This window comes from Variovorax sp. YR566 (assembly GCF_051992195.1).
In the GTDB taxonomy this organism is placed as follows: Bacteria; Pseudomonadota; Gammaproteobacteria; order Burkholderiales; family Burkholderiaceae_C; genus Variovorax.
In genome coordinates, this window is record NZ_CP197092.1 from 964,798 (window position 1) to 981,303 (window position 16,506).

The window sequence follows — 16,506 nt, forward strand, 5'->3', positions numbered from 1 at the left end:
TCAGCTTTCGTAGACGGAGAGCGACGAGCACGCGCCGCATTTGCCGCATCCGGCCTTGATGTCGGCCGAGCGCAGGCCCGCCGCCACCACGCGTTCGCCCAGCGGCGCGAGCAGCGACTTCATGAACTCGGGCGAGGGTGCGGGATGGTCTTCGAGCGGCGTACCGCTGATTGGCACGAAGGGCACGACGAAGGGGTACACGCCGCGCGCGAGCAGCTGGTCGCAGGTGTCGAGGATCGCTTCTCGCGTGTCGCCCAGCCCGGCCAGGATGTAGGTGCTGACCTGCCCGCGCCCGAACACGCCCACGGCCGCCTCGAAGGCGCTCATGTAGCGTGAGATGGGCACGCTGGCCTTGCCCGGCATGATGCGTTCGCGCACCTCGGGCGTGACCACTTCGAGGTGCATGCCCAGCGTGTCGATGCCAGCGGCCTTCATGCGGTGGAACCACTGGTCGTCGTCAGGCGGCTCGCACTGGCCCTGGATGGGAATGTCGACCGCGGCCTTGATGGCGAAGGCGCTCTCGCACAGCACGGCCGCGCCGCGGTCGGTGGCGTTGGGCGTGCCGGTGGTCATCACCATGTGCTTCACGCCGTCGAGCAGCACGGCGGCGCGCGCCACTTCGGCGAGCTGCTCTGGCGTCTTGCGCGCGATGGTGCGGCCGGCCGCGAGCGACTGGCCGATCGCGCAGAACTTGCAGCTTTTTTTGCGGCTTTCGTAGCGGATGCAGGTCTGCAGCACGGTGGTGGCGAGCACGTCGCTGCCGTGCAGCGTGGCGATGTGCGAGTAGGGCACGCCGTCGAAGGTCTGCATCGCGTAGAAGCGCGGCTGCTTCGGAAAGCTGATGCTCGCAATGGGAATGCTGCCGCGCATCACGCGGCTCATGCCGGTGGCGTCGGGCGCCTCGGCGGTGAAGGGCGAGTGCCAGGCGGTGGAGGTGTGGACCGGCACCATGATCGTGTGGCCGTCGACCGTCACGGCCTTGTGGTCCGAAGGGCCCGCGCCGCCGCGGCGGCTCGAGACGCCGGCCGAAGGGTCAACCAGCCGCAACCCGAAGGACTGGAGCTCGGTCATCAGCTGCCGGCTGTCCTGCGGCTGCATCGTCGTGGGTGTTGTCGTCATGGTCGGGGCTCCGTTGGGCAAAAGGTTGCGTGAGGTGCATGGGCACGGTGGTCTGCGCCGGCCGGTCGTTGATGGCGAGCGACAGCAGTTCGGGCCGCGCGTAGTGGCCGACCGAATCCATCATTCGCTTGCGCTTGGCGATCAGCGCCATGTCGAGGTCGGCAACCACCATGCCTTCGCCCTCGGTGAGCGGCGGCGCGAGGTGCTTGCCCTCGGGCGAGACGATGGCCGTGTGGCAGCCGCCGCGCAGCGCCTTCTGCAGGTTGGTGTCGGGCGTCACGCTGCGGATCTGCTCGTCGGTGAGCCAGCCGGTGGCGTTGACCACGAAGCAGCCCGACTCCAGCGCGTGGTGGCGGATGGTCACTTCCATCTGCTCCGCGAAGATCGGACCGACCAGCGAACCGGGAAACTGCGCGCAGTGGATCTGCTCGTGCTGCGCCATCAGCGCGTAGCGTGCGAGCGGGTTGTAGTGCTCCCAGCAGGCCAGCGCGCCCACGCGGCCGACGGCGGTGTCGACCACCTTGAGGCCGGCGCCGTCGCCCATGCCCCAGACCATGCGCTCGTGATAAGTGGGCGTGATCTTGCGGCGCTTGAGCACCAGAGTGCCGTCGGCGTCGAACACCAGCTGCGTGTTGTAGAGGCTGCCGTGGTCGCGCTCGTTCACGCCGAGCACCACCACCATGCCGCGCGCACGGGCCCGCTGGGCCACCGCCTGCGTGACGGGGCCGGGCACCACCACCGCGCGCTCCACCAGCTGCAGGTGCGGCGCGCCCTGCAGCACCGGCGGCAGCACGAAGCTGAAGTAGGGGTAGTAGGGCACGAAGGTCTCGGGGAAGACCGCGATCTGCGCGCCCTTCGATGCGGCCTCGTCGATGGCGCTGCACACCCGGTCGAGCGTGCCGTCGGGCCGCTCGAAGTCGGGCGCGATCTGGATCGCCGCTGCGCGCACGATGCGGGAGGTGGAAGCCATCGCTCGTGCTGCCTTACAGCGTCCAGGTGTCGATGACCACGGCGTTCGCCTTCTTGTGCAGCAGCACGAGGTCGAGCACGTCGAGCGGGTTGATCGGCGTGATGCCCTCGATCAGCGCGCCTTCGCCATGGCCGTACAGCGCCTGCAACGCGAAGCGGCAGGCGTACACCTTGCCGCCCTCTTCCATGAACTTGGCGAGCTGCTTGTTGAAGTTCTGGTGGCCCGGAAAGGCTTCGTCGCCCAGCGTGGGAAAGCCGCGCTGCACGCCCAGCGTCACGCCGGGGCCGTACAGCAGGACGGAAGTCTCGAAGCCCTTGCGACGCAGCCGCGTGGCCTGCAGCAGGTTCACGAAGCCGATCGAACCCTCGAAGGCCACGGTGTGGAAGGTGACGAGCGCCTTCTGGCCGGGTTCGGCCTTGACGTCTTCGAACACCTTCTCTTCGTAGTCGACGAGGAACTCGCCTTTTTCGTTGCGGGGGCGGGTGACTTTGGGCATGAGGTACTCCGGTTGGGTGGTGGGTACGCAGGTGTTGCGTGCCTTTTCCTTCGCAGGCGATGTGCCAGCGGTTTGCCGGGTTCATGCGATCAATGCGCGATCAACGCGTAGCAGTGCGGGCTGCGTGCGCGCAAAATTTTTTCCGGCACCCGAAAACGCGGGTTCGAGGTGGGCCTGCGCGGCCTGTTCTGCACCGTGACGACGCACATGCCATGCGATCAATGCACCCGATCAATGGGGTTGATCGCACCTGATCGAAGCATTCATCCCCTCTGGCGCGGGCGCGGATCCTGCATGTTGATCGGTGGCCAGATGCAATCAATGAATGCAATCAACTTCGCCGGACCATCACCGATGACCACGATCACCGCCCACTGGCGCAAGCAGCTGCGCAACACCGCCCGGCCGGCCTACCTGTTGCTGGCCGACCTGATCGCCGACGACATCAAGACCGGCCGGCTCGGCGTGCGCGACCGCCTGCCCACGCTGCGCGAGCTGGCCGCCGACCTGGAGCTGAACTACACGACGGTGGCGCGCGGCTACGCCGAGGCGCGCAAGCGCGGGCTGATCGACTCGCGCGCCGGCACCGGCACCTTCATCCGCTCTGGCAGCCCGAGCCTGCGGCTGCGCGGCGGCAGCGGCGCCGAGATGACGATGAACATGCCGCCCGAGCCCGACGACGAGCATCTGATGGCGCGGCTGCACGACAGCGCCAGCCGTGCCTTCGCGCAGGTCGACTTCCACGACCTGCTGCGCTACCAGGACTTCGGCGGCACCGCGCACGACCGCGCCGCCGCCATGCACTGGCTGCGGCCCTTCGTGCCCGACGCGAGCGTCGACCGCATCCTGGTGTGCCCCGGCATCCACGGCGTGCTGACCGCGCTGTTCTCGCAGCTGGCGCGGCCGGGCGAGCTGATCTGCGTGGAAACGCTCACCTACCCGGGCGTGAAGGCCATCGCCGCGCAGCTCGGCGTGCAGCTGCACGCGCTGCAGATGGACGACGACGGCCCCATCGCCGATGCCTTCGAGCATGCCTGCAAGACGCTCAAGCCCAAGGCGTTGTACTGCAACCCCACGCTGCTGAACCCCACGGCCGCCACCGTGTCGCGCGCACGGCGCGAGGCGCTGGCCGACGTGGCGCTGCGCTATGCGGTGCCGATCATCGAGGACGACGCCTACGGCATGCTGCCGCGCCAGACGCCCGCGTCGCTGGCCACGCTGGCGCCGGGGCTCACGTACTACGTGAGCGGGTTCTCCAAATGCTTCGGCGCGGGGCTGCGCAGCGCGTACGTGTGCTCGCCGACGGTGGTGCAGTCGCAGCGGCTGGCGGGTGCGATGCGCGCCACCACGGTGATGGCCTCGCCGATCACCAATGCGCTGACCACGCTGTGGGTGGAAGACGGCACGGCCGAAGAGATGCTGCAGGCGGTGCGCGCGGAGTCGGTGGCGCGGCAGGTGCTGGCTACGCGCTACCTGGGCGACAGCGGGCTGCAGGCGCACCCCGAGGGCTTTCATGCGTGGCTGCCGCTCACGCCGGGCTGGAGCCCGGTGGAATTCGCGTCGTACCTGCGCACGCAGAACGTGGGCGTGGTGGCGAGTGCGGCCTTTTCCACCGATGGCGATCCGCCCGATGCGGTGCGTATCTGCCTGGGCGGACCGATGTCGCGCGAGCAGTGCGATCAGGCACTGCGGTTGATTGCGGACACGCTGGCGCATCCGCTGCATCCGCACGCGACGCTGCGCTGAGCCATTGCCTGCAGCACGGCTACCAGCGGTAGGTGAGCTTCGCCTGCACCGTGCGCCCCTGGCCGAAGTACTGGCCGTAGCCCGCGACGTAGCTCTTGTCGAAGAGGTTGGTGGCGTTCAGCGCAAAGCTGTAGGGGCCGCGTTCGTAGCGGATGGCGGCGTCGACCAGCGTGTAGGCCGGGTTGTAGCTGCTGTTGTCCACGCTGGCCGGCACCTTGCCGACACGGCGCACGCCGCCGCCCACGCTCCAGCCCTGCAGCTCGGGGCCGCCGAAGCGGTAGTCGAGCCACAGCGCGGCGGTCTGGCGCGCTGTGTTGAGCGGCTGCTTGCCCACTTCTTCGGGGTTCAGGCTGCGGGTGATCTTTGCGTCGAGCAGGGTGTAGCTGGCCACCAGCTTGAGCTGGCGGGTCAGCGAGGCGCGCGCCTCGAACTCCGGGCCGCGCGTGCGCACCTCGCCGATCTGCGAAACCGGGTTGAGCACGTACGGGGTGAACGTGGGCGAGTTGTTCTTTTTCAGGTCGAAGACCGACACGGTGAACAGGGCGTCCACGTTCGGCGGGCGGTACTTCAGGCCCACCTCGAACTGCCGGCCGAGCTCGGGCTTCAGGAGGTCGCCGCCGGCGATGGTGCCCAGCAGCGGGGTGAACGAAGTCGAGTAGCTGAAGTACGGCGCCAGGCCGTTCGGCGCGAGGTAGAGCAGGCCCGCGTTGTAGGTGGTCTTGGTGTTGGTGTCGAGGCCGATGGACGACGCCGCCGCCTGCGGCCCCGGGCTGGCGCTGTTGTGCGCCCGGTCCTGCCGCACGGCCAGTCCGAGGGACCACGGCCCCGCGCGCATCTGGTCCTGCACATGGAGCCCGCGCTGCGTGATGCCGTTGGTCGACTGAACGGAGAACGCGGGCTCGGGCACGGGCGCGCCATAGACCGGTGCGAAGGCATCGATGGAGGAGGCCGGATCGACGCTGGTCTGCGTGGTGCTGCTCTGGCGCTGGTACTCCAGCCCCATCAGCAGCGTGTGCTCCACCGGCCCGGTGCGAAAGCGCCCCTCGAGCTGGGTGTCGAGCGTGGTGGTGCGGCTCTTGTCCTTCATCCGCACCACCGAGCGGTCGAGTGTGCGCAGGTCGCTCTCGAAGCCGGTGCCGTAGATCTGCCGGTAGTCGATGTCGAGCGTCGCGTGGCGCGCGTTCTGCCGCAGCGTCCAGTTGTCGTTCAGCTGGTGCTCCAGCAGGTAGGTGAGCGAGAACGCATCGCGGTTGTAGCGATCGAAGCCGGGCTCGCCGATGAAGCGCTCGCGTGGAATGCTGCCGTTGGGGTTGGGCGAGATGAGGGCGCCTTCGGGCCAGATGCTCTTGGGCGTCATGCGGTCGCGCGTGGCCTCGGCCATCAGCGTGACCTTGGTGCGCGGCGATGGCGTCCACGTCAGCGACGGGGCAATGAAGTTGCGGTCGTCGCGCGAGAAGTCGGTCTGGCCGTTGCTGTTGCGCAGCACGCCGTTGAGCCGGAAGAGCAGGCTGCCGTCGGTGTTCATCGCGCCGCCAAGGTCGAAGCTGCCCTGGTAGCGGTTGCGGTTGCCCACCGAAAGGCTCACCTCGCGCACGGCCTCCGCCGAAGGGCGCTTCGACACCATGTTGATGGCCCCGCCCGGCGCCGACGGGTCGTAGACCGCGCCCGGTCCTTTCAGCAGCTCGACGCGCTCCAGCACCTGCGGCTCGACCAGCCACCGTGTGACGAGGCTGCTGGTGGGGAGCTTGAAGCCGTCGAGGTATTCGGCGGGCGTGAAGCCGCGCACCGTGAGCGACGCGAAGCGCGGGTCGTAGCCGCTGACCTCGGTGAGCACGCCGGCAGAGTAGCGCAGCGACTGCTCGACGGTGTGCACGGCCTGGTCGTCCATCTGCGCGCGCGTGACGACGGTGACGGCACGCGGCGTTTCGAGCAGCGACGTGTCGGTGCGTGTGGCGGTGGCGCTGCGCTGCGCCACGTAGCCCTGCACCTGGCCGTCAGCGCGCTCGCCTTGTGCGGTGACGGTGAGCGTGGGCAGCGTGCTGCCGGTGCCCGGGGCTGCCGCCGTGGCCACGGCCGGGCGCACCGCATAGGCGCCGCTGCTGCCGGGCACGGCCTCCAGCTGGTGGGGCGACAGCAGCTCGGCCAGGCCTTCGGGCACCGTGCGGCTGCCCTGCAGCGCGGCCGCGTTCTTGCCGCGTACCAGCGCCGGATCGAAAGACAGCGTGATGCCGGCCTGGCGCGCGAAGGTGCTGAGCGCGTCTTCGAGCGCGCCGGCCGGAACATCGAAACCGGCGCGTGCGGAGGCCTCCGCCTGTGCACGTGCGGATCCTGCGGGCGCAACCCATCCCGCCGCGACGCCCAGCAGCAGCGCGGGAAGCAGGGTGGGCCTTGCCGGCCGGAACCGCCAGAACCCGGGAGGGCGGTCCGGATTAAGCCGTCTCAACGTCGCGCAACAGTCAATGTGCCTCCTGTGCCATGTTCGAGCCGTACAGGCAGTGTGCGAACCAGTGCTTCGAGCGCGCGGCCGACCGGGTCGGGGCCGTTGAGCTGGAACACGCCCGACACGCGCAGCGAGGCCACGTCCGCATCGCACAGCAGCGGCGTGCCGTGGTAGCGCGCCAGTTCGGCGACGAAGGCGTCCAGGCGCATCTGCCGGGCCACCAGCGCGCCGTCGGTCCAGGCATCGGGCTCGAAGCTGCGGTCCACGATGCGCTGGGGCTGTGCAGCGCCGCCGCGCACGATGTAGCCGTCGCCGGCCTGTGCGACCACCGGCGGCGCGCCTTCGGTATGGATGGCCACGCGGCCTTCGGTGAGCGACAGCCGCGTCTGGTCGTCCTGTTCGCGCACGCCGAAGCGCGTGCCGAGTGCCTCGAAGCGTGCATGCGGCGTCTCGACCCAGAAGGCGCGGTGGCCCAGCAGCGCGCCGCTGTCGGCGCCGGTGCGCACGAAGAGCTCGCCGCGGCTCAGCACGATGCGCCGCTGGCGCGGCGAGAAGATCACCTGCACCTCGGAGCCGGTGTTGATGTTCAGCTCGGTGCCGTCGGCCAGCGTCACGCGCTGGCGCTCGCCCACGGCGGTGGCGTAGTTCGTGCGTTGCTCCCAGGGCGTTTCGCGCCAGACGAACAGGCCGACGACGCCGCCCGTGACAGCCAGGCCCAGCACGCCGAGCGCGCGGCGCCGGCTTTGCTGCTGCCGCTGTTGCGCGCGCATCAGGGTTGCGGCCTGCAGCGCGCCGTGGGCCAGCGCGCCACCTGCGTCGCCCATGTCGCTGCTCATACCGCCGCTCATACTGCCGCTCATACTGCCGCCGATGCGCGGCACCTGGCGGAAGGCGTCTTCCACGGCCTGCACCTGCTGCCAGGCCTGTTCGTGCGCGGGGTGCGCGGCGCGCCATGCGTCGCAGGCGCTGTGCGTTGTTTCGTCCGCGCTGCCGGAGCCCAGCCGCACGACCCAGGCGATGGCCTGTTCGAGCAGGTCGGAGGCGTTGCCGCCGTCGCCGGACGAAGGAGAAGAAGAGGGGAATGCAGGTTTCATCGCAGCGCCAGGCAGTGGCGGATCGCGGTCGCCATGTATTTCTCGACCGAACTCAGGCTCACGTTCAGGCGCTGCGCGATCTCGGCATAGCCGAGGCCGTCGAGCCGCGAGAGCAGGAAGGCGCTGCGCGCCTTGGGCGGGAGGCCGTCGAGCATGGTGTCAATGCGCACCAGCGCCTCGACCAGCAGCAGTTGCGTCTCGGGTGAGGGCGCCTGAGGCTCCGGCAGGGCCGCGATGGCTTCCATGCAGGCGCGCTCCAGCGTGCGGCGGCGCACGTGGTCGACCACGAGGCCGTGCGCGATGGTGGTGAGCCAGGCGCGCGGCTCGCGCACCTCTTCGACATCGCCCGGACGGCCCAGCACGCGCACGAAGGTGTCCTGCGCGAGGTCGGCGGCGTCGCCCGCGTGGCCGAGCTTGCGGCGCAGCCATCCGAGCAGCCAGCCGTGGTGGTCGCCGTAGAGGGTTTCCACACTGCGCGTGGGAGGACGGTCCGGCATGGAAGGGAAAGAGAAGTCGTTCGGGAACGCAGCGAGCGTTGCAGGCATGAATCTATCTCACTGGGTTGACATTTGTGAAAGCTTTACTGCCGCGGCTGCATCCCGCCGGGGGATGGCCCCGGGTCTGCATGATCGGCGCGAGCGTGGACAGGCTGGCGGCGCTGGTGCTGCCAGCCTCGCAGCGCCCGAGGCCGATCGACAGCGCAAGGCCGCCCGCCGCCGCACCGAGGCAGCCCGCGCTGGCCAGCCAGGAGCGCAGGGAGCCTGGGGCGCCGACGGTGGCTCGCGCCCGTGTTCGTGCGCGGGTGGGTGGCGGCACGAAGAGCCACGGGGCGGCCATCACAGCAGCCCCTTCGGGGCACGCACCGCGCGGTCGCCGTACAGCGGAAACCGCAGCGTGAGGCAGCCGTCGCCAAGAGGAGAGGGCGCGGTGTAGATGCGCGCGCCATGCCGCGCCACGATGGCCCGGCAGGCATGGATGCGGGGCGTGGCCGCGCGGCTGGCGCTGGTTTCGAAGGCGTGCGAGAGGCGGGGTGCGTCGGTATCGCTGTCGATGGTGGCCTCGCGCCAGCTGATCACCGCCTGGTGCCCTTCGGCGCGCGCCAGCACGTGCAGCGTCGTGCCCTGCGGCAAGGTGGCAGCCGCCGCGTCGGCGATGTGCGCCATGAGCTGGGGCAGGTCGCCCGCGATCACGGCCACCGGCAGCGGGTCTTCCGGCAGGCGCAGGTCGAGCCCGATGCCGCGTTGCGCCAGCGTTGCCCCGTGGGTGACGGCAAGCGCGCGCAACGGCTGTCGCAGGTCGATGCGCTCGCGCGTGGCGACAGGCTCCGGCCGGGCGCCGATGTGGGCCGGCGGCGTGCCCGCGGTGCGCATACCGAGCGCCTTGCCCGTGAACCAGACGACGCCGAGCGCGAAGAAGGCGGTCGCGACGACGCAAAGGCTGCTTGCGCTCATCGGGCAGCCTCCTGGCGGGGAGACGGGGACGATTCGGGCGATGACGGTGACGTGCGGAAAGTGCTCTGAAGCATGGCGAGGCGGCTCCTCTTTCGGTCTCAGGTGAATGCACTTCCTTGCCGAATGGAGCCACCAAAACCCGTAATGGCGTATCGAAAAAAAGTTGCGGGTGTCAGTTCCTGCACTCGGGCGCGACCTGGTCGAGCAAGGCCACGATGCGCCCGACCAGCCGCTCGCTGTAGGCGGGCGCGGGGTGCAGCACGTCCGCCATCTCGGCGGGCTTGAAGGACACGGCACCCCAGTCGGCAAACAGCGCGCCGGTCTCGCCGGCCACGCGCCGGGCGATGTTGTCGGCCGCGTCCCTGCCCGGGGCGGGGTGCGTCTGGCGGCTGAGGCCGGTGACGACCGGCGTGCGCCCCTGGGCCTGCACGTGCGCCACCATGCGGCGCAGCGCCGGCTCGTAGGGCTGGCCGAACTGCCCGTCGTTGATGCCGTGTTGCAGCACCACGAAATGCGTGGTCAGCGGTGTGCTGGAGAAGGCGGGCGCGCGCTGGGCGGCCGTCGACCCCGCCACGCTGTTGTCGAGCACCGTGTAGGCCGGCCGCATGCGCTTGAGCATCGCCGCGGGCGGCTCGTCGAAGCGCTGGTTGTTGTTGTAGGCGCCATAGAGGATCGAGTCGCCCTCCAGGGTGACGGTGCAGTCGCGGGGTGCGTCGTCGGGCGCTTTCGCGGACGCCGCCGGACGGGTCGGGGCACTGCTGCTGTGGCTATTGCTGCTGCCCCTGTCGCCTCCGCAGGCGGGGACCAGCGCACCGATCGCAAGGATGGCAAGCAGCGTGAAAGCGATGTCGGACAGGCGGACACAGGCCGCGCGTGGGCGTGCAGAAAGAGAAACCAAGGCGATCTCCGGCAAGGGCCTCCGGCGTTTTCCGGAAGCATCGATCCCTTGCCGTACGAGTTTTCAAAACCCGTAATGCGCCTTGCGTTTCAGGTCAGTCAGCCAGGCAAAGCTCGCTTTGTCTTCAGCGCTTGGCGAACACGCCGTTCCACGCGAACACCGAGTTCGGCGCGTTCACGCGCATCGGCAGGGCCGCGGGGCTCGGTGGGGTTTCTTTCTTCTTCGGGGGCTCGTGTTCGACGCGCACGCCCTTGGCCAGCTGGTCTTCGACCAGGCTCTGCAGCGTGACGGAGCCCAGGAATTCCATGACATGGTGCTTGGCGGAGGCCCACAGCGCATCGGTCGAGTAGCAGCCCTTGCTGCTGCCGGCGTCTTCCTTGTTCGGCGAGGCTTCGGTGTCGGCCAGTGGCTGGCCATCGACCGAAGCGAGGATGTCCGCCACGGTGATTTCGGACGCCCTGCGCGTCAGCGTGTAGCCGCCGCCCGGTCCGCGCGTTGCCTTGATCAGCGCATGCTGGCGCAGCTTGCTGAACAGCAGTTCGAGCGACGAGCGGGCAATGTGCTGTCGTCGGCTGATCGAGGCCAACGGTACGGGGCCGTCCCGCTCGCGCATGGCGACATCGATCATGGCCGTCAAGGCGAAGCCGCCCTTCGTCGTGAGACGCATGGAGTGTTCCTCGGTGTTGGGTTTTGCAAACAATGCGTGGTAGGTGTGCAAAAGACCGGGAAAAGTTTCCTTCGGGAGGTAAAGGCCTTTTTTGAAACAAATCGAAAAAGACCGGCCCATCGACGCTTGCGAGCCTGAAGGAAGGGCTGGGGGCTAGGACGACCAGCGATGAAGTTCCACGCCAGGAGCGTCGAGCGTCAGTTTCAGCACATTGCCGTGCGTGGAGTCGGTGACGAACAAGGTCGACCTGCCAGGGCCGCCGAAGGCGATGTTCGTCGTCGAGGCGCCGGTGGGCCCGCGCAGCACCATGACGGGTTCGGCGCGCGTGTTGAGCACCCAGACATGGCCCAGGCCGGGATTGGCCACGAGCACCCGACCCTGCGTGTCGACCGCAAGCCCATCGGGGCCGCTGGGCCCGTAGGACGTGAAGAACCGGCTCACCTTGGCAACGCTCCCGTCGCCCAGCAACGGCACGCGCCAGACGCAGTTGCCGCGCGTCACCGCGAGATAGAGCACCTTGCCGTCCGGCGAGAGGGCCACGCCATTCGGGCTGGGCACGTTGGACAGCAGCAGGTCGAGCTGCCCGTCGGGCCTCAGGCGATACAGGCGGCCCGAAGGGTCGTGCAACCCGCTCTGGCCCTGGTCCGTGAAGTAGACGTTGCCCTGCGCATCGAGCACCAGGTCGTTCACGCCCTTGAAGCTCTCGGTGTTGCGCCGCTGCAGGTGCGGCGTGACGCGGCCGGTTCGAATATCCACCCGCATCAGGCCGTTCTTGTAGTCGGTGACGAGCAGGGTGTGTGCGTCGACGAACTTCATGCCGTTCGGCTCGCCGTCGTACTCGGCGACCAGCGTCCATTCGCCCGATGTGCCGATGCGGAAGATCCGGCCGAAAGGGATGTCCGTGACGTAGAGGTTGCCGTCGTCGTCGAACACAGGGCCTTCGAGAAAGGAATCGGTCACCTGGCCGCCGCGATTGGCATCGGCCCAGACGCTGGGCTCCGGGCGGCGGAAGGACTCGGGCATGCTGGTGAAGGTCTGCAGGTCCAGCACCTGGGGCGCTTGCAATAGGTACAAGTCGGTCTCCTCTGCGATCAGGTCATCGCGAAGCCATGGAGCCTCGCCGGGTTGTCGACCAGGATACGGTCGCGCACGGCGGTGGCGCCATCGCACCACGCCGAGAGCACGTCGGCCAGGTCGGCATCGTTGACGGTGCCTGGAGTCTCCGTGGTGTGAGGCCAGTCGCTGCCCCAGACCAGCCGTTCCGGCGCTGCCTTGACCAGCGCACGGCCCAGCGCGAAGGCATCCTGGTAGGCGGGCGCCCCGTCGTGCGATCGCATGTAGACGCCCGACAGCTTCATCCATGTGTTGCCGCCGTCGAGCAGCCGGCGCGCCACCGCAAATGCCGCGCCGTCGACACCGTCGGCCGGGTCGATGCGGGCCATGTGGTCTATCACCAGCGGCACCGGGAGTGCCGCCAATATCGGCGCGAGTTCCACCAGTTGTTCGGGCTGCAGGAAGACCTGGATGTGCCAGCCCAGCCGGGCCACCTTGCGTGCCAGCGTCGTCAGCATCTGCGCCGTGGTGATGCCCCAGGACTGCGGCGTCACGAAGTTCACGCGCAAGCCGCAGACGCGATGCGCCGCCAGGCGGTCGAGCTCGTCGTCGGCCACCTCATGGCCGACGACTGCGATGCCGCGCGCACGCTCGCCCAGTTGCGCGAGCGCGTCGAGCGTGCAGGCGTTGTCCGTGCCGTAGGTCGAGGGATTGACGACCACCATGCGCGAGGTCCCGAGCCGCTGCTGCAGCAGCCGATAGGCTGCCACCTCGGCGCGCGGCGGCTGGCGCTTCCAGTGCGGCGACGCGGCGAAGCGCGGGTCGAAGATGTGCATGTGGCTGTCGCAGGCATCGGCAGGCAGTGCAGTCGCGGGCCGGTTCGTCCCTACCGAATGGGGAACCGGTGGCGCGTCAGGGGCGTGATTCATGGCTGTCTTCAGTCGAGCTTGATGTTGCCCTTGCGGATCACTTCCGCCCATTTCGCATCTTCCTTCTTCAGGAAGTCGGCGAACTCGGATGGCGTCGAGCCGACCGGCTGCACGCCAACGTCCACGAATCGCCGCTTCACTTCGTCATTCTTCAGGACTTCGACCACCGCCTGGTGGAGCTTGTCGGCGATGGGCGCGGGCGTGCCGGCCGGCAGGAGCAGGCCGTTCCACTCGTAGGCCTCGTAGCCGGGCGCAACGGTCTCGGCGATGGTCGGCACATCGGGCAGGCGCGCCGAGCGCTGCGGCGACGACACCGCCAGCGCGCGCAGCCGGCCGGAAGACACGAGCGGATACGACGCGGCGATGGTGCTGAACATGAAGTCGACCTGCCCGCCCATGACATCGGAGATGGCGGGGCCGCCGCTCTTGTAGCCGACATGCACCATGTCGAGCCCGAGCCGCTGGCGCAGCAGTTCCGCCGCAAGCCGCTGCACGGTGCCGCTTCCGCCCGATGCGAAGTTGAGCTTTCCGGGTTCGGCCTTCGCTCTGTCCGCGAGGTCCTTGATGCTCTTCACCGGCGACTCCGCACGGACGATCACGATGTTGGGCGCCAGCGAGACGAGCGCCAGCGGCTGCAGGGCATTGCCGGCGTACGGCATGCGGGGAAAGAGATGCGGATTGATCGAGTAGGGCGTGGCGTCGTAGAGCACCGTGTAGCCGTCGGGCGCGGCCTTGGCGGCAAAGCTCGCGCCGATGGTTCCGCTGGCGCCGGGCCTGTTGTCGACGATCACGCTGGTGCCCAGCTTCTCGCCCATGCGCACCGCCAGCACGCGCGCCAGCGCGTCCGCGGAGCCGCCCGGCGCATACGGCACGACGAGCGTGATGGGGCGGTCCGGAAAGGCGGCCTGGGCGGAAGCGGCAGCAGCGAAGAGGCACGCGGCCAGCATGCGTTGGATGGCTTTCATTCTGGTTTCCTGGGGTGTGCGTTCATTCGGTCTTGAGATCGAGCGTTCGGGCCAATTCGCCATAGAGCTTGACCTCGCGCGCCAGTTGCGCGCCGAAGGCATCGGCGCAGGTGTTCTGTGCTTCCATGCCGAGCGAACGCAGCTTCTCCTGCGTGGCCGGCGCTTGCGCAAACTCGGCGGCGGCACGGCGCAGCACGGCCAGGACTTCCGGCGGCGTTCTGGCGGGTGCGAGCAAGCCGTACCAGGCGTCGGCCGTGTAGCCCTTGACGCCCACCTCCTCGAAAGTCGGCACGTCTGGCAGCAGCGCCGAGCGCTTCGGCGCCGCCACGGCCAGGGCCGTCAGCTTGCCCGACTGCACCTGGGCGAGCACCGAGCCCAGCGTGGCGAAAGAGCTGTCGACCTGGCCTCCCATGAGATCGGTTGTCGCCTGCGCCGCGCCCTTGTACGGGATGTGGTTCATCGACGTGCCTGTCAGCCGCGTGAATTGCGCGCTCGCGAAGTGCCCCGAGCTGCCCGAACCCGGCGTGGCATAGGTGCGCTTGCCCGGCTCGGCCTTGACCGCCTGCAGGAACGCGCCGAACGACTTGACGGGCATCGACGGCCCGACAACCAGCACCGTCGGGCTCACGGCGAGCGAGCACACCGGGGCGAACGACCGCACGGCGTCGAACTTGACCCGCTGGCTGTAGAGCGCCGGGATCATTGTGTGATTCGTCGCGCCCAGCAGCAGCGTGTAGCCGTCGGCCGGCGCGGCAGCCACTGCCTCTGCCGCCAGGATCGTGTTGGCGCCGGGCTTGTTGTCCACGATGAAGGGCTGGCCCATGGCGCGCGATGCGTGGTCGGCAAAGGCGCGCGCCACCACGTCGGTGGGGCCGCCTGCGGAAAAGCCGACGAGGATGCGCACTGGCTTGGCCGGCCAGGTCTGTGCATGCGCCGTTGCTACTGCCGCCAGCGTGGCCGACAGCCCGAGCAGGGCCACCGCCCGGCGGGCGTTCTTGCCTCTGTTCATTTTTTGTCTCCTTGTTCTCGTCTGGATGGTGCCGCCTTGCGGCTGCGCCTCAGACGCTCGTCGTCTGGCGGGCGAGCACCTGCAGCAGATTCTTCGCCGCGCCCACGCCCATGTTCACGTAGGCATCGCTGGTGACGCCGCCGATGTGCGGGCTCAGCACGATGTTCTTTTCGCCCTGGAACGGATGGCCGGGCGCCATCGGCTCGACCGCGAAGCTGTCCAGCCCGGCCATGGCCACCTGGCCCGAGCGGACCGCCGCCAGCAGCGCGGCCTCTTCGATCAGGCCGCCGCGTGCCGTGTTGATGACGATCACGCCGCGCTTGCATCGTGCCAGCGTCTCGGCGTTGAGTAGCCCGCGGTTGTCGTCCGTCAACGGGCAGTGCAGCGAAATGGCATCGGACTCGGCCCAGATGGTCGCCAGGTCCACGGCTTGTACGTACGCCGGAAGATTCTTGGCGTACGGATCGAACCCAAGCACGCGCATGCCCAGCGCATCGGCCATGCGCGCGAAACGCAGCCCGATGGCACCGAGCCCGATGAGCCCGATGGTGCGGCCGCCGAGCTCGAGGCTCTTGTGCGTTGCCTTGTCCCAATGGCCGGCATGCATGCGCGCATCGAGCGCCACCACCGACTTGGCGCAGGCCAGCAGCAGCGCGAGCGCCTGCTCGGCCACCGCTGCTGCATTGGCGCCCACGGCCGCGACGACCTCGATGCCGCGTGCCTGTGCGGCCGCCTTGTCGATGGTGTCCGTGCCGCTGCCGTGTTTGGAGATCACCTTGAGCGCAGGGGCCGCGTCCATGACCGCCGGGCCCACTTTGCCGTAGCGGACGACGATGGCCACCGGGTCATGCGCGCGGCACAGGGCCACGAGGTCGTCTTCGGTCGGTGTCTTGCCCGCGTAGATGACTTCGTATCCCTCGAGGAGGTCGAGTGCCTGTGGCGCGAGGTCGGCGCCCGTCACCAGGATGGCTGTCACAGCGTCTCGCCCTCCTTCAGCACACCGGCCGTGCGCAGCGCTGCATCGAGCCACTTGGCGGCGGTGTCCCCGTCCTTGATGGCGGCGATGCGCGCGGCCTCGTCCTTCACCTTCTTCGCGGCGAGAGGCAGCAGCGATTCGATCTTCTCGCGCTCCACCACGACCACGCCGTCGCCGTCGCCGACGATGAAGTCGCCCGGATGCACCGTGACGCCGCCGATCGACACCGGATGCCCGATGCGCCCGCCGATGTTCTTGGTCGGCCCGTTCGGATTGGTGCCGACCGAGAACACCGGAAAGTCCATCTCGTCTATCTCGTTGCTGTCGCGGCAGGCCCCGTCGATGACCACGCCGGCAATGCCGACCTGCTTGCAGGCGGTCATCATGATCGTGCCCATGAGCGCGGAGGTCTGGTCGCCCTTGCCGTCGATCACGAGCACGTCGCCGGGCTTCGCCATGGCAATGGCGGCATGGATCATCAGGTTGTCGCCGGGGCGAACTTCTACAGTGATCGCGGTGCCGGCCAGCTTCATGCGGGGACGCAACGCCTTGATGCGGCCGTCCACCGCGCCGCGCCGCCCGGCCACGTCGGCCAGGATGGCCGGCTGGAATTCGGCAGCCTGCGCCACGATGTGCGCGGGCACGCGCTCGAAGTTGCGGACGATGTCGGGGAGGGGCGATGACATGAGGGTG

16 protein-coding genes are annotated in these 16,506 nt (G+C 68.9%); 1 reads left to right on the plus strand and 15 read right to left on the minus strand.

The window, feature by feature from the left end; all coding sequences use genetic code 11:
- From ACTG4X_RS04455 to ACTG4X_RS04465, 3 genes are read right to left on the minus strand one after another with little or no spacing between them, the layout of a single operon-like run.
- Positions 1-1,071, minus strand: coding sequence for an MSMEG_0568 family radical SAM protein (locus ACTG4X_RS04455; RefSeq protein WP_440534359.1), 1,071 nt, complete (start codon positions 1,069-1,071; stop codon positions 1-3).
- Entirely contained in the window at positions 1,034-2,089 is a 1,056-nt protein-coding gene (locus tag ACTG4X_RS04460; protein ID WP_440533299.1) for a Nit6803 family nitrilase, read from the minus strand. The genes ACTG4X_RS04455 and ACTG4X_RS04460 overlap by 38 nt, the downstream gene beginning before the upstream one ends.
- A gap of 13 nt (positions 2,090-2,102) precedes the next feature.
- Positions 2,103-2,585, minus strand: coding sequence for an MSMEG_0572/Sll0783 family nitrogen starvation response protein (locus ACTG4X_RS04465; protein WP_093058775.1), 483 nt, complete (start codon positions 2,583-2,585; stop codon positions 2,103-2,105).
- Between the two features lie 354 nt (positions 2,586-2,939).
- Between ACTG4X_RS04465 and ACTG4X_RS04470 the strand changes: the two genes are divergently transcribed.
- The gene (locus tag ACTG4X_RS04470; RefSeq protein WP_093058776.1) at positions 2,940-4,331 is read left to right on the plus strand and encodes an aminotransferase-like domain-containing protein; all 1,392 of its coding nucleotides are present in this window, start codon (positions 2,940-2,942) and stop codon (positions 4,329-4,331) included.
- 19 nt (positions 4,332-4,350) lie between these two features.
- On the opposite strand, the gene ACTG4X_RS04475 is transcribed toward ACTG4X_RS04470, so the two are convergent.
- The 12 genes from ACTG4X_RS04475 to ACTG4X_RS04530 form a co-directional block, all read right to left on the minus strand.
- Positions 4,351-6,774, minus strand: a complete 2,424-nt coding sequence (locus ACTG4X_RS04475; protein ID WP_097200365.1) for a TonB-dependent siderophore receptor — start codon at positions 6,772-6,774, stop codon at positions 4,351-4,353.
- Positions 6,771-7,865: a FecR family protein gene (locus ACTG4X_RS04480; protein WP_440533300.1), complete on the minus strand. Its 1,095-nt coding sequence runs from the start codon at positions 7,863-7,865 to the stop codon at positions 6,771-6,773. The genes ACTG4X_RS04475 and ACTG4X_RS04480 overlap by 4 nt, the downstream gene beginning before the upstream one ends.
- Complete coding sequence (locus tag ACTG4X_RS04485; RefSeq protein ID WP_093058818.1) at positions 7,862-8,362, minus strand: sigma-70 family RNA polymerase sigma factor; 501 nt, start codon at positions 8,360-8,362, stop codon at positions 7,862-7,864. Before ACTG4X_RS04485 ends, ACTG4X_RS04480 begins: the two co-directional genes overlap by 4 nt.
- 339 nt (positions 8,363-8,701) lie before the next feature.
- Positions 8,702-9,316, minus strand: coding sequence for a hypothetical protein (locus ACTG4X_RS04490; protein WP_097200363.1), 615 nt, complete (start codon positions 9,314-9,316; stop codon positions 8,702-8,704).
- 172 nt (positions 9,317-9,488) lie between these two features.
- Positions 9,489-10,214: a GDSL-type esterase/lipase family protein gene (locus tag ACTG4X_RS04495; RefSeq protein ID WP_179830497.1), complete on the minus strand. Its 726-nt coding sequence runs from the start codon at positions 10,212-10,214 to the stop codon at positions 9,489-9,491.
- A gap of 124 nt (positions 10,215-10,338) precedes the next feature.
- Positions 10,339-10,881 (minus strand): Rrf2 family transcriptional regulator, encoded by a 543-nt coding sequence (locus tag ACTG4X_RS04500; RefSeq protein WP_097200932.1) that lies wholly within the window; start codon positions 10,879-10,881, stop codon positions 10,339-10,341.
- A gap of 153 nt (positions 10,882-11,034) precedes the next feature.
- Positions 11,035-11,955: an SMP-30/gluconolactonase/LRE family protein gene (locus tag ACTG4X_RS04505; RefSeq protein ID WP_097200361.1), complete on the minus strand. Its 921-nt coding sequence runs from the start codon at positions 11,953-11,955 to the stop codon at positions 11,035-11,037.
- A gap of 17 nt (positions 11,956-11,972) precedes the next feature.
- A complete protein-coding gene (locus ACTG4X_RS04510) occupies positions 11,973-12,863 on the minus strand; it encodes an amidohydrolase family protein (RefSeq protein ID WP_097200360.1) in 891 nt (296 codons plus the stop codon).
- Between the two features lie 8 nt (positions 12,864-12,871).
- A complete protein-coding gene (locus ACTG4X_RS04515; RefSeq protein WP_097200359.1) occupies positions 12,872-13,828 on the minus strand; it encodes a tripartite tricarboxylate transporter substrate binding protein in 957 nt (318 codons plus the stop codon).
- Positions 13,829-13,850: 22 nt separating this feature from the next.
- Positions 13,851-14,837, minus strand: coding sequence for a Bug family tripartite tricarboxylate transporter substrate binding protein (locus ACTG4X_RS04520; RefSeq protein WP_440533301.1), 987 nt, complete (start codon positions 14,835-14,837; stop codon positions 13,851-13,853).
- A 49-nt stretch (positions 14,838-14,886) separates the two neighbouring features.
- A complete protein-coding gene (locus ACTG4X_RS04525; protein WP_440533302.1) occupies positions 14,887-15,813 on the minus strand; it encodes an NAD(P)-dependent oxidoreductase in 927 nt (308 codons plus the stop codon).
- Positions 15,810-16,499, minus strand: coding sequence for an RraA family protein (locus tag ACTG4X_RS04530; RefSeq protein WP_093058786.1), 690 nt, complete (start codon positions 16,497-16,499; stop codon positions 15,810-15,812). The genes ACTG4X_RS04525 and ACTG4X_RS04530 overlap by 4 nt, the downstream gene beginning before the upstream one ends.
- Between the last annotated feature and the right edge of the window lie 7 nt (positions 16,500-16,506).